Here is a 12,613-nt window from a genome sequence, read left to right on the forward strand (position 1 = left end):
CATAGGACCGCCATCAATCATCATGTGTCGCACTCTGTATGGAGTGCGTGGATTGAAATACGTTAACCGGATGCGGTTCTTTAATTGTTGTGATGTCGCACTCTGTATGGAGTGCGTGGATTGAAATAAACTCAATATGGGTGGTCTGCTACGTGGGGATGTCGCACTCTGTATGGAGTGCGTGGATTGAGATTTTCCGAAGGAAGAGGATTTAGCTTAACGCTTGAGTCGCACTCTGTATGGAGTGCGTGGATTGAAATAGCTTGGCCGGATTCATTTACATCACCGCCCGGATGTCGCACTCTGTATGGAGTGCGTGGATTGAAATACCAGTCCACCAGTACGCCAAACCACCGTGTAGTCGCACTCTGTATGGAGTGCGTGGATTGAAATAGCCAAACACCCTGGATCAACTCCATGGCGTCCTTGTCGCACTCTGTATAGAGTGCGTGGATTGAAATTCTGCATACGTTCCAGCGAAGTCCACAGCAGGATACTTCGCACTCTGTATGGAGTGCGTGGATTGAAATCGAAGATACCGAAACTGGCGAAAGGCGGTTTGGCGTCGCACTCTGTATGGAGTGCGTGGATTGAAATCGTATATAACGGTCACATTGATTCTGTCGTGTATAGTCGCACTCTGTATGGAGTGCGTGGATTGAAATGGAATAGAAATTGAGTTTGAATTGCCACGTAACGTGTCGCACTCTGTATGGAGTGCGTGGATTGAAATTTTCATTTCGGTTAGTATCTTTTCATAGTCTGACGTCGCACTCTGTATAGAGTGCGTGGATTGAAATATTGTCCTTAATGACCATGTTAATGGGAAATAACTCACATTAAAGAAGTACATTGGAACGGCAAATACCTACTTATGACTGGGAAGTTGAAGTTTATAATTCACATGAACATGTAAAACAGCTTTGGGCTTACATATTGACGCTGAAATTACTCAGCATTAGAAATTCAATTCCAATTGACTATACTTGGAATGTATATTACCCAACGTAAAAAGTAATACTTGAACATTAAAGTAGTACATTATAATATAGGTAATAGAGTAGGAGGTAGTAGTGTATGAGTATGTATGAATCAGGTAAGGTAACTTCGAAAGGACAGGTTACAATTCCAGTTGAGGTAAGGAAACAACTAGGTATAGCTACAGGCGACAAAATTATTGTAATTATCCAAAATGGCGAAGCAAAATTAGAAGTTAGGAAACAGAAGAAGTTAACTGATCTTGTAGGAATCTTAAAGACAGGTCAAGAACATGATCTTCAGGAAGCTAGGAAGTCAGCGATTGACTGGGTGGGGAACAGTTACAAAAAAGGGGAATAGCAATGGATTTTTTGGCTGATACAAACATACTAGTACGGTTGTTCACTCAAGACGATAAGGAGCAGTTTGAAAAAGTTTCTGAAATGCTAGATAGCGGGGATTTTCAGATAATTGTTTCATCACCAGTAATTATTGAAACATGTTGGGTACTGAAATCACATTACAAGCATTCTAATGTTGATGTAGGAAATGCCCTGCTTAGTCTATCGCAAATTGATAACATCATCTTTGAAGAAGATTACATGAAAGATGCGTTAAGGCTGTTTGTTGAAAAAGGTAACGTTGACATTGTGGACTGTTATCTTAGCGCAAAATCAAAAACAATTAACATGCCAGTAGTAACATGGGACAGTGATTTTACGAAGCTGGGATGCGAGTATTACAAGCCAAATCAACTTTAAATGTTGTTAGGTGATTGAAATTCTGGTAAGAGGACGAGAATGGATTTTGTATCTAACTGAGCTCCTAATTCCTGTAATAAAAACACAGATAGTTGTACTAGCTTTTGCCATTGGAGGTTCAACAATCAGTTGATGACACCACTGTCTGTTAAATGATACCGGGAAGGTATAGAACCTACCCACCTAAGTTGGTAACAACAAAAAAACCAAGGCTTTGAGTGTAGTCACTCATGAGCCTTGGTTTTTACTGTGTCGTATTCTTGTTCTCTATATCCTATTAATTCTATTCTGCACGTACTTTAAAGAATGAGATCAGTTCTTGTAGTTGCTCGGATACAACCGAGAGTTCATCGGAGGCACTCACAATGGCTGCCATGGAGGCTTCCTGCTCATCAATTGACTGCTCAATTTGTTTACTGCTGCTTGCTGCCTTGCTGACATTGGCAGACAGTTCATCGGCGGTGGCAGACATTTCCTGTGTGCTTGCCGAGATTTCTTCAGTAGAACTGGAGATATCCTGAATCTGGTTTGCAACTTTATTTGTAGCAGTCAGAATATTCTCGAAGAATACACCAGTCTCTTGGGTAACTTCCAAGCCTTTGGTAACTTCCTTGGAACCCAACTGCATCGCTTCGGAAGACTGCATGATATCCCGTTGAATTTCTTCAATTAACTGTCGAATTTGCTTCGCTGATTCCTGCGATTGCTCTGCCAGATTACGTACCTCACCTGCAACCACCGCAAAACCTCTTCCTTCTTCACCTGCGCGGGCTGCCTCGATTGAAGCGTTAAGTGCAAGCAAGTTGGTTTGTCCAGCAATCTCCGTAATCACGTTAACAATGTTGCTAATCTGGTTCGAGTTATTTTCCAAAGACTGAATCGAATTTGACGTATTTTGCACCGCACCGGAGATCAGGCGCATCTGCTCAATGACTTGTTGCATCACCACATTACCTGTGCTGGAGCGCTGCTCCATGCTGAGTGCTTCATCTGCCACATCGGCTGAGCTACTGGCGATCGTCTGCACTACCGTTGACATCTCTGTCATGGCGCGTGCGTTCTCCACAGTGGCTTTGTCTTGTGACACCAGTCCAGTAGATATTTCTCGAATATTGGTGCTGATGGATTGAATGTTCACATTATTTTTCTCGGAAATGCCCAGTAGTTGTTTGGAAGATTCCGAGAGGTGATGTGAAGCATTCTGTACTTTATAGATGGTTGTATTGAAGCGATGGATCATCGCATTAAACTTCTCGTTGATGATACCCAGATCATCTCGCCCGGTATCGATGGTTACGTCCAGATTACCCGTGCTGACTTCTTCGATACCTTTCATCAGATTGCGGATCGGAAGCAACGTTCTTTTCAGCAAAATGAATTGCAATACCATGAACAGGATCAGGAAACCGATCAGGAACATCAAACCGTACGTAAGCAGTTTGTTCAGGCCTTTTGGAACGGCACTTGCATCTACATCGAAGTAAAGAGCAGCATACATGGAGCCGTCTGCGTTATTAATCGGATAGATCAGAGTGGTCCAGGTTCCGTACTCATCCGTGTAGAAATCACTGAAGGCAGGTTTTCCGTCCTTTTTCATCTGTTCCAGCACTACGACGTTATTCTGAGGCAGCGGGTACATGGCACCTGCGGGTAGATTACCTTCCTCGAATGGTTCCAACAGATTCGTTGGAATCGCGATGATGGACGTTCCGTTTCCTTGCTCAAGTTCTGAACCAAAAATGTACGCTTGCGCGATGTTTGGATAGAATTCATGGATGGAATCGAGATAAGTTTTCATTTCCAGCTGTACAGGACCGGAGTAGCTTTTTTCCTTAGCCGCTTCTGCCACTTTGGCAGTGTCGAGATCATCGTACCATTTCTGGGTGATGACGGTAGCCTGGTCGTGCAACTGTTCAACCAAGATATTTTTTTGCAATTGATACGCGGCAGTAATCAGAATTACACCGATCAACATGATGCTGCCGAATGAAATCACCAAATTTTTGATGAAGAAAGGCATGGTACTCCAGCGAAGCTTATTAAACAAGATGGTTCACTCCTTCTACGATTGTGAAAATGCACTATACCTGGATGGGATGCTATACGCTATGTAATCTAATGAATATTTAGTGGAAAATTGTTATCGTGCAACTTCTATAATTCTGATTTTTGCTGTGGTTACGTGACATTTTCTCATGCTTCAGTGTGCTTTTTGCATTGTTTCAAGTTCTACTTCACTTATAGGACCCCCAGGTAAGTTACTCGTAGATTATATCGTTATAAAGTCATATTAATATTAGCTTTTAGAGCAAAAATGGTTCTAAGGTACTGGTTCTGTGGGCGTGTTTTCATTTTCGATCTTTATTATTACGTTTGTTAATGCAAGGTTCTAGTGAGATAGATGAAATTAATTACTATATATCCCAAAAATATTATGTTCCAAGAGGCCCCCATTCGTAAGGGGGCTTTTTGGGCTTACTTGTCATGACCTAAAGAAAACACAAGTGAACGAAAAGACAGTCCATTGTTACCCTTTCGCAGGAACGCTAAGATGAAGTTGTTAAAGCGTTTACATCACGTAATGAAGGGAGCTTAAATCGGATGCCAGAAATTACGATCAGGCTGTATGAAGGCAGGACGGATGAGCAAAAGCAGGAGATAGTGGAGGTGTTCACACGCGAGCTCTCGCGTATTATCGACCGTGAGCCGGATTACATTTCCATCGAATTTAATGAGATCCCATGGGACGAGAACGTTCCTGATAACTTGAGAAGCACGCAATCACACAAGCAGGGAGGGGAGAAGACGTGAAGCCGGCAGATGTCGTGCCACCAAGCCGGGGTGCAACCGGACTTCACTCGTCTAGTCTGGGCGTTCGGCTCGGAGATGCGGGACGTTATCTGTGGCGATACCGGATACTATATCTGCTCTCCTTACCGGGTATCCTGTATTTTTTCCTCTTCAAATATGTACCTTTATTCGGTTCAGTGATTGCCTTTCAGAACTACAACATTTTCAAAGGCATCACCGGAAGTGATTGGGTAGGTCTGGAGCATTTCCAGAAGATGTTCAGCCATTATGATTTTTTAAGAATCCTTAATAACACACTTCTGCTTGGACTATATGATCTCGTGATTGCATTCCCGGTACCGATCTTACTGGCGATTCTGCTGAATGAAGTGCGGATGATTGTGTTTAAGCGTTTGCTGCAAACGATTGTATACATGCCTCACTTTCTGTCCTGGGTCGTCATTAGCGGTATCTTCATGGGTATTTTCTCGATGGATGCCGGGGTGGTCAACAAGGCACTTGGATTTCTGGGCATGCAACCGATCTACTTCCTTGGAGAAGACTCGTACATTCGTTCCATTCTGATCGGTTCCGGGATCTGGCGCGACTCCGGGTACGGCACGATTATTTTCCTGGCTGCCATTGCGGGCATCAATCCCGATCTGTATGAGGCGGCAGAGGTGGACGGAGCTGGACGTTTGAAGCAAATATGGTCGATTACCCTGCCATCCTTGCTGCCAACGATTATGATTTTGTTGCTGCTGCACATCGGGAAGTTCCTTGATCTGGGCTTTGAGCGTGTGTTTGTATTCCTGAATCCGCTCAATCTGGAATCTGGCGAGATTCTCGATACGTACATCTACAAAGCCGGGCTTCTCTCACAGCAATACAGCTATACAACAGCCATCGGGTTGTTCAAGTCGGTCGTGGGCTTGATGCTTATTCTACTCGGTAACTTCTTTAGCAAAAAAACAACCGGCGAAAGCCTGTATTAGGAGGCGAGATGGATGCGTACCCCCAGTGTCCGTTACCGTATATTTCGCATTGGAAATCTCGTTTTTCTTACGCTACTCTCGTTAACGATGATTCTGCCTTTCATTAATGTACTGGCCCAATCACTTAGCAGCTCGGAAGCGATCATGGGCGGAAAGGTCAGCTTCTGGCCTGTAGCTTTTACCTGGATCAATTACGAATATGTATTCGGCGATGCTGCCTTCTGGCGGGCTTTTGCGGTATCGGTTGGGGTAACGTTAGTGGGTACGCTGGTCAATCTCGCCGCAACGGCATCACTCGCGTATCCCGTGTCCCGTCCAGAGTACAAGGGGCGATCTCTTATTGTCATGTTTGTCCTGGTGACCGTCGTATTCTCGGCGCCGCTCATTCCGAATTTTATCCTGATGAAGGAGCTGCATCTGGTCAACAATCCACTGGTGCTGATTGTGCCAGGAGCGATTAACGCCTTTAACTTTTTCGTCATGCGTTCGTTCTTCTCACAGCTGCCGGGTGAACTGATCGATGCCGCCCGCATCGATGGCTGTGGAGAGTTTGGCATCATCTGGCGTATCGTTATTCCATTGTCTAAACCAGCCATGGCATCACTCGGCATTTTCTATGCGGTGGGCCACTGGAATGCGTATTCCACCGCGCTTTATTATCTGAATGATCCCGCCTGGTGGCCGATCCAGGTCACACTCAAGAAGTTGTTTGAGAGTGACGATATTTCCGTCGATCCGGGTTCTGCCGTCTATAGCACCCTTGCACATACATCGCCGGAAGGCATCAAAATGGCAACCATCATCATCGCCACCTTGCCAATCATTATCATATACCCTTTCCTGCAAAAGCATTTTGTAAAAGGAATCATGGTCGGCTCCGTCAAATCTTAACTACAAGCAGCATACAGATCTGACGGAAACGGGGGAATGGCGATGTTCAGAATCTTGATTACGGACGATGAACCGATGATTCGGATGGGTCTGGCGAAGATGATTGAGCAAGCAGGACTGTTTGATTGTGAGATCCGGCAGGCGGCGCATGGGGAAGAGGCCCTTCAGGTGGTGAAGGACTTTCAACCACACATCCTGTTCACGGATATTCGCATGCCAACGATGGATGGCATTGAGTTGTGCCGACGTTTATCCGAGCAAGGCAGTACGATGCGCATTATTGTTGTCTCCGGTTATTCAGACTTTGAATATGCAAGAGCCTGTATGGATTATGGGGTAAAACGATATCTGCTCAAGCCAGTGGGACGACAGGAGCTTCATGAACTTCTGCTCAAATTGCTGGCATCCGAAGAGGATAAACCTACGGTATCCCTTGTACCCGTGAGGGAGCTGAATGATTGGGCCATGCGTCTGGAAGAGGCTATATGGGAGTTAAGGCAATCCGATGTGACCGAGCTACTCGCAGCATGGTCGAATCGTTATCCGGCATATGCCCTGATGCCTGAGCAGACTGCGGAGCTTTTTCAGGAATTGCTGGAATTGATTGTGGCCCGCATGAACGCCCGTGGCAACGGAACGATGAGTACGTCCAGTAAGATAATTGTAAGCGTTTCCTCAAGAGAGTGCTTCGAGGCTCTGGGCAACGAGATCCACACGTTAATGAAGACGATCAAGGAAAAGCGTAGTGGCAAGCGCAAGCATCCAGTGGAAGAAGCAAAGGCTTATCTGGAGCAGCATTTGCGCCGGGAAGTGTCACTGGACGAGATTGCTTCCAAGCTTGGACTGAACTCTTCCTACTTCAGCCAACTGTTTAAACAGACGACAGGTCAGACCTTTATCCAATACCGGATACGCAGCAAAATGGAACTGGCCAAACGCATGCTGGAACAGCCGGGCAACCGGATTACGGATATATCCTACGAAGTGGGGTATGCGGATCATCCCCATTTTACCAAGACATTCAAGAAAATTACCGGACTGACCCCGTCCGAATATCGCAGTAAGTTGGGCATTGAATGATGAAGCGCAGCCTGTCGATCCGCCTGTTCTTTCATTTTGCCATCGTCATTACGTTGTCCCTGTCTGCCATTGGCTTGTTTACCTATACCTATGCCTCGACTGAGATGAACGATCAGCTGGCGGACAACATTGCCCAAACGATGCGTAATACGGCGTACCAGACCGATCTGTATTTGCAAAATTATGATCGTGCTACCTACTCCATTCTCTCGAACGGAAGTGTGAAGCACTTTCTCGATATGAATTCGGAGGATAGTTATGCCTATTACGAGTATAGCCGTCAGATTAAAAGGAACGTGTTCCCGCCTGTTTTTATGTTATATCCACAGATCAAGTTCCTGTATGTTATCGGGGAGAACGGGCGGGTTGTCATCGATGACAACCAGAATTCAGCGGGCATACCCGATATCGATGCTGCACAGCAGTATAAGGAGTTGCTCGCTGCAACACCTGCGAATGGCGAATCGACTTTGCTCACCCGCAGTATTCGCAGTGGACAGAATGCAAATGTCATTACGATTGCGCGCCGGATCAGGGGGGTGTCCTCCTATACACCAAACGGAGTGCTGGCGATGGAAGTGAATGTGCTGGAACTTGACAACATCTGGGGAGAACTCGATCTCGGTCAAGGGGGCTATCAGTATGTGATGGATCAGAACGGAAATGTCATCTACACTCCTGGGGACGAGGAGGCGCAGACCGTGATGTCGTCCAGCACCGTGGACAGACTTATGCACATGGAGGCAGGGTCACTGGAACAGAACACGGATGGCACCAAACGGCTGTTTATATCGGAGCTATCTGCCTATTCGGGCTGGCGCTTTGTTGCTTCCGTGCCGCTCTCGGAGCTTCAAAGGCCGATTGCAACGATCCGCTCAGCTACATTATGGGTTGGTGCAGGGACCTTGCTCGCTGCGCTTGTGGTGGCCTACCGGATCGGAGCATCTCAAGTAGAACCCATTCGTGTGCTGATGAACGGAATGAGACAGACGGAGAAGGGAATCTGGAACAAGGTGGAGATGAAGGAAAGGCGCGATGAGATCGGAGTGTTGATTCGCAGCTATAATCTGATGGTCAGCCGTTTGTCGGACATGATTGAGAGTGTATATGAGTCGGAGTTGCGCCGCCAGAAGTCGGAAATTGAGCTACAGCAGGAAGCGTTGGAACGACACCGTGCGGAATTTCAGGCGCTCCAGTTGCAGATCAATCCACATTTTCTCTACAACACATTGGAGACTATCAAATGTTATGCCGTTGTACAGGATTCCGAAGAAATTACGCAGATGGTTGAATCGATGGCTCATATGCTCCGTTATTCCATTCAGACCAATCTGGAGGAAATTACGGTTGCCAATGAGTTGAAGCATGTGCTGGCCTACCTTTCCATCATGAAACATCGCATGGATCGGGAGCTTGAAGTTGAGGTCATCATTGCACCGGATCTGTTGTTGGAAAAAATGGTTCGTCTCACCCTCCAGCCCCTGGTGGAAAATGTGCTGCAACATGCGTTTCCACGGGGCATGGAACCGGGTCATTTTATCCGCATCGATGCTCGGCGTCTGGATGATCGATTTCTTGTCATCGTTCAGGATAATGGTATGGGCATGAGCAAGGCACGTCTGGAGAAGCTGCGTCGCCGTCTGGAACTGAACCGTCTGGCAGGTGAAGACACCGATGATGTTTATCATCGTGGTGGCATCGGACTTATGAATGTGCATCGCAGGATTCAGCTCGTATTTGGAGAGACGTACGGCTTGATGATGGAGAGTGAGGAAGGTATGGGAACGACCATTACGATGGCGCTTCCGGCGGACCAGCACAGCAAGCGAATTTAATTGAAACCAATAACAAGGAGGAAGATAAAACATGAATATCAATTTACAGAACAAAATCGCATTGGTAACAGGTTCCAGTGGAGGGATTGGTGCTGCTATCGCAGGAGCGTTGGCTCGTTGCGGGGCGAAGGTCGCTGTGAATGGTCTGCATAATATGGAGCGGGCGGAGGAAGTCGTGACTGCCATCCGGGATGCTGGTGGTGAAGCGGCGGCATTTCAGGCAGATGTGACGGATACGGATGCCATCAGAGCGATGGTTGAAGAGATTACACTCCGTTTCGGCGGTCCAATTGACCTGTTGGTTAACAACGCGGGACATCTGGTGGAGCGGAGCCCCATTGAAACGATGAGTGAGGAGCTGTACAGCCGGATTATGGATGTCAATCTGAAGAGCGCGGTCTTTGTCTCCAAAGCAGTCATTCCTGGCATGAGGGCGGCTGGTGGCGGACGAATTATCAATCTGACCTCCGTAGCGGCTCATAATGGAGGCGGGCCGGGTGCAGCGATTTACGCAGCATCCAAGGCGGCTGTCATGGCGTTAACCAAAGGGCTCGCCAAAGAGCTTGCCCCTGGCGGGATTACGGTGAATGCGCTCTCCCCAGGCTTCATCGGACAGACGGCTTTCCATACTACGTTCACCTCGGCAGAAGGTCGGTCTTCTGCGGTAAGCAGCATCCCGCTTGGACGGGAAGGGACTCCCGATGATGTCGCAGGAGCGGCGTTGTACCTGTGTTCCGACCTGGGTTCTTTTATAACTGGAGAGACGCTTGAAATCAATGGCGGCATGTATATGCGTTGATAATACAACATTGCGATAAGGAGGGGACAAAACGATGGAAGTGAAGCGAAAGCTTGCAGAAAGATCGTTGTACCAACCCATCAGCGGGCCGTTCCATGTGGACTATGCGCCTGATGAGCATACCGTTCTGGCAGAGAATCCGCCAAGGTTTACCTGGATGGCGGCACAGCAGGAGGATGAGAATGCCTATCTGCTGCAAGTGTCGGCGAGCCCTTCTTTTCAGGAAGAAGAGACGATGACCTTTGCGCCGCTCCCGTATAACTTTTTCACGCCAGACCAGGTGTTTGAACCTGGAGATTATTATTGGCGATATGCGCTGCTTGTAGATCACCCAGTGCAGCAAGGGAGTGAATACGAAGCGCATGTCTCACAAGGGAAACAAGGAAGTGAAGCCGAAGGGCATGCCTCGCAAGGGAAGCAAGGGGAAATGTCGGCTTGGAGTGAGGTGCGGCGGTTCACTGTACCAGTGGGATTACCCGAGACACCGCTACCTTCCCGGGAGCAGCGATACGATTCCACAGACATGTCTCACCCCCGGCTGTGGCTTGGTGAGCGTGGGTTGAATGCACTTTCGGATGCCATTGCGTCAGATGCTACATATTGTGGCTGGGATGCATTTATGGCAAATTCCGTGGAGCCGTGGGCAAAACGTGAGCCCATTCGTGAACCGCAGCCTTACCCGGAGAACAAACGTGTCGCCCCGCTCTGGAGGCAAATGTACATTGACTGTCAGGAAGTGTTATATGCGATTCGTCATCTGAGTATCGCTGGGCGAGTGCTTCGAGATGAACGGCTGCTTGATGCGGCGAAAACTTGGCTGTTGCATGTGGCAGCTTGGGATACGGAGGGAACGACCTCCCGCGATTATAATGACGAGGCGGCTTTTCGGGTTGCCGCTGGGCTTGCTTGGGGTTATGACTGGCTGCATGATGAGTTGAACAGTGAAGAGCAGGAAGTGGTAAGGCGCAGTTTGCTGCGGCGGACAGAACAGGTAGCCCAGCATGTGATGGTTCGCTCGAAGATTCATCATGTGCCCTATGACAGCCATGCGGTGCGTTCATTATCCTCCGTGCTTGTACCTTGCTGTATGTCCTTGTTGCATGAGGAGCAGCAGGCTGCGCAGTGGCTGGATTATGCGATCGATTATTATGCCTGTCTGTACTCCCCTTGGGGAGGCAGTGATGGAGGTTGGGCAGAAGGTCCGATGTATTGGACAACAGGCATGGCCTATGTGACCGAAGCGATGAATTTGCTGCGAAACTATGCGGGCATCGACTTTTTCCGTCGGCCATTCTTCCAGCGTACCGGAGATTTTCCTTTCTACGTGTACCCGCCCGATGCTCGGCGCGCCAGCTTTGGGGACCAGTCTACGCTGGGTGACCCGGTAAACTTGAAAACAGGTTATCTTGTCCGCCAACTGGCGGGGGTTACAGGCAACCGTTGGTACCAGTGGTACTTTGAGCGTGTACGTCAATCCGATCCGGGGACAGAGGGTGCTTTTTATAACTACGGTTGGTGGGACTTTAACTTTGACGAATTAGTATACCGCCACGATTATCCGCAGGTGGAGGAAGAGTCGCCTGTGGACATCGAGCCGCTGAAGTGGTTCCGTGATGTGGGATGGGTAGCCATGCATCACCGGATGGACGATCCGGATGAGCATATGATGCTTCTGCTCAAGTCAAGCCGTTACGGCTCGATCAGCCACAGTCATGCGGATCAGAATAGCTTCACTTTGCATGCATTCGGTGAGCCGCTCGCGGCGGATACGGGCTATTATATCGCCCACGGCAGCTCCTTCCACCGGGAATGGCGCAGGCAGACACGCTCCAAAAACAATCTGCTGATTGGTGGAACAGGCCAGTATGCTGAGAACAACAAGGTGCTGAATATGGCCGCAACCGGGCAGATCGAAGAGGCCTATTGGCGGGACGGCGATGGTTATGTGCGCGCGGTAGCGACCGATGCCTATGCCAGCACCGTCCCCCATGTGAAGCGTGTTGTACGGGAGATTCATTATCTGCAATCATCCTATTTCGTCATTGTGGACCATATTGACCTGGAGAAACCGGACAGCGTTCAATGGCTGTTCCATGCACTGCACCCGCTACAGCTGAAAGGGCAGAGCTTCCGTCTGAACGGTATTAAGGCGGGGCTTGAGGGGACATTTGTATATGCTTCCTCCGGTGAGCTAGCGCTTAGCCAGACGGATCAATTTGCAGAGGTGGACCCCTCGGAGTACGAAGGGCTGGAAAGACATTATCATCTGAGCGCGGAAACGCGGCCTGCCACAAGTCATACAATAGTTACGCTGCTTGTACCATATAAGATCGAGGAGCCGAAGTATGTCCCCTATTTCATCGATGATCAGGATCACGGCATCCATCTCTATTTTACCGACAACGGTGTAACAAAGAAGATCGAGGTATCCAAGACGTACTAATAAGTGTGGACCTAAAGAAAACGCAATCTCATCTAAAACAT

At 48.2% G+C, this 12,613-nt stretch carries 10 protein-coding genes and 1 CRISPR repeat array; of the genes, 9 read left to right on the forward strand and 1 reads right to left on the reverse strand.

The window, feature by feature from the left end; translation table 11 throughout:
* The first annotated feature begins 26 nt into the window (after positions 1-26).
* A CRISPR array of direct repeats spans positions 27-800; the repeat unit is 33 nt; unit sequence GTCGCACTCTGTATGGAGTGCGTGGATTGAAAT.
* 277 nt (positions 801-1,077) lie between these two features.
* Together PAEAM_RS18975 and PAEAM_RS18980 are read left to right on the forward strand one after the other, a co-directional pair.
* Positions 1,078-1,338 carry an AbrB/MazE/SpoVT family DNA-binding domain-containing protein gene (locus PAEAM_RS18975; protein ID WP_100528578.1) on the forward strand — a complete coding sequence of 87 codons (261 nt, stop codon included), beginning with the start codon at positions 1,078-1,080 and terminating at the stop codon, positions 1,336-1,338.
* 2 nt (positions 1,339-1,340) lie between these two features.
* Positions 1,341-1,739, forward strand: coding sequence for a PIN domain-containing protein (locus PAEAM_RS18980; protein WP_100528579.1), 399 nt, complete (start codon positions 1,341-1,343; stop codon positions 1,737-1,739).
* Between the two features lie 283 nt (positions 1,740-2,022).
* On the opposite strand, the gene PAEAM_RS18985 is transcribed toward PAEAM_RS18980, so the two are convergent.
* Entirely contained in the window at positions 2,023-3,759 is a 1,737-nt protein-coding gene (locus PAEAM_RS18985) for a methyl-accepting chemotaxis protein (RefSeq protein WP_036606543.1), read from the reverse strand.
* 581 nt (positions 3,760-4,340) lie between these two features.
* Here PAEAM_RS18985 and PAEAM_RS18990 point away from each other — a divergent pair.
* Genes PAEAM_RS18990 through PAEAM_RS19020 form a run of 7 tightly spaced genes read left to right on the forward strand, consistent with a single transcriptional unit; the run spans position 4,341 to position 12,572 of the window.
* The gene (locus PAEAM_RS18990) at positions 4,341-4,550 is read left to right on the forward strand and encodes a tautomerase family protein (protein ID WP_100528580.1); all 210 of its coding nucleotides are present in this window, start codon (positions 4,341-4,343) and stop codon (positions 4,548-4,550) included.
* 56 nt (positions 4,551-4,606) lie between these two features.
* Positions 4,607-5,524 carry an ABC transporter permease gene (locus PAEAM_RS18995; RefSeq protein WP_197997778.1) on the forward strand — a complete coding sequence of 306 codons (918 nt, stop codon included), beginning with the start codon at positions 4,607-4,609 and terminating at the stop codon, positions 5,522-5,524.
* Positions 5,525-5,536: 12 nt separating this feature from the next.
* Positions 5,537-6,415 carry a carbohydrate ABC transporter permease gene (locus tag PAEAM_RS19000; protein WP_100528582.1) on the forward strand — a complete coding sequence of 293 codons (879 nt, stop codon included), beginning with the start codon at positions 5,537-5,539 and terminating at the stop codon, positions 6,413-6,415.
* Between the two features lie 42 nt (positions 6,416-6,457).
* Positions 6,458-7,495: a response regulator transcription factor gene (locus PAEAM_RS19005; protein WP_100528583.1), complete on the forward strand. Its 1,038-nt coding sequence runs from the start codon at positions 6,458-6,460 to the stop codon at positions 7,493-7,495.
* Positions 7,492-9,330 carry a cache domain-containing sensor histidine kinase gene (locus tag PAEAM_RS19010; RefSeq protein WP_100528584.1) on the forward strand — a complete coding sequence of 613 codons (1,839 nt, stop codon included), beginning with the start codon at positions 7,492-7,494 and terminating at the stop codon, positions 9,328-9,330. Before PAEAM_RS19005 ends, PAEAM_RS19010 begins: the two co-directional genes overlap by 4 nt.
* 31 nt (positions 9,331-9,361) lie before the next feature.
* A complete protein-coding gene (locus PAEAM_RS19015; protein WP_100528585.1) occupies positions 9,362-10,129 on the forward strand; it encodes an SDR family NAD(P)-dependent oxidoreductase in 768 nt (255 codons plus the stop codon).
* Between the two features lie 34 nt (positions 10,130-10,163).
* A complete protein-coding gene (locus tag PAEAM_RS19020; protein ID WP_100528586.1) occupies positions 10,164-12,572 on the forward strand; it encodes a DUF4962 domain-containing protein in 2,409 nt (802 codons plus the stop codon).
* Positions 12,573-12,613: the final 41 nt, after the last annotated feature.

Source organism: Paenibacillus sp. GM1FR (assembly GCF_002803315.1).
Taxonomy (GTDB): Bacteria; Bacillota; Bacilli; order Paenibacillales; family Paenibacillaceae; genus Paenibacillus; species Paenibacillus amylolyticus.

Excerpts from the sequence above, each read along its gene's own strand:
- PAEAM_RS18990 (WP_100528580.1), top strand. The coding sequence starts at position 4,341 with ATGCCAGAAATTACGATCAGGCTGTATGAAGGCAGGACGGATGAGCAA.
- PAEAM_RS19000 (WP_100528582.1), top strand. The coding sequence starts at position 5,537 with ATGCGTACCCCCAGTGTCCGTTACCGTATATTTCGCATTGGAAATCTC.
- PAEAM_RS18985 (WP_036606543.1), bottom strand. The coding sequence starts at position 3,759 with ATGCCTTTCTTCATCAAAAATTTGGTGATTTCATTCGGCAGCATCATG.
- PAEAM_RS19015 (WP_100528585.1), top strand. The coding sequence starts at position 9,362 with ATGAATATCAATTTACAGAACAAAATCGCATTGGTAACAGGTTCCAGT.
- PAEAM_RS19020 (WP_100528586.1), top strand. The coding sequence starts at position 10,164 with ATGGAAGTGAAGCGAAAGCTTGCAGAAAGATCGTTGTACCAACCCATC.
- PAEAM_RS18975 (WP_100528578.1), top strand. The coding sequence starts at position 1,078 with ATGAGTATGTATGAATCAGGTAAGGTAACTTCGAAAGGACAGGTTACA.
- PAEAM_RS18980 (WP_100528579.1), top strand. The coding sequence starts at position 1,341 with ATGGATTTTTTGGCTGATACAAACATACTAGTACGGTTGTTCACTCAA.
- PAEAM_RS19005 (WP_100528583.1), top strand. The coding sequence starts at position 6,458 with ATGTTCAGAATCTTGATTACGGACGATGAACCGATGATTCGGATGGGT.
- PAEAM_RS19010 (WP_100528584.1), top strand. The coding sequence starts at position 7,492 with ATGATGAAGCGCAGCCTGTCGATCCGCCTGTTCTTTCATTTTGCCATC.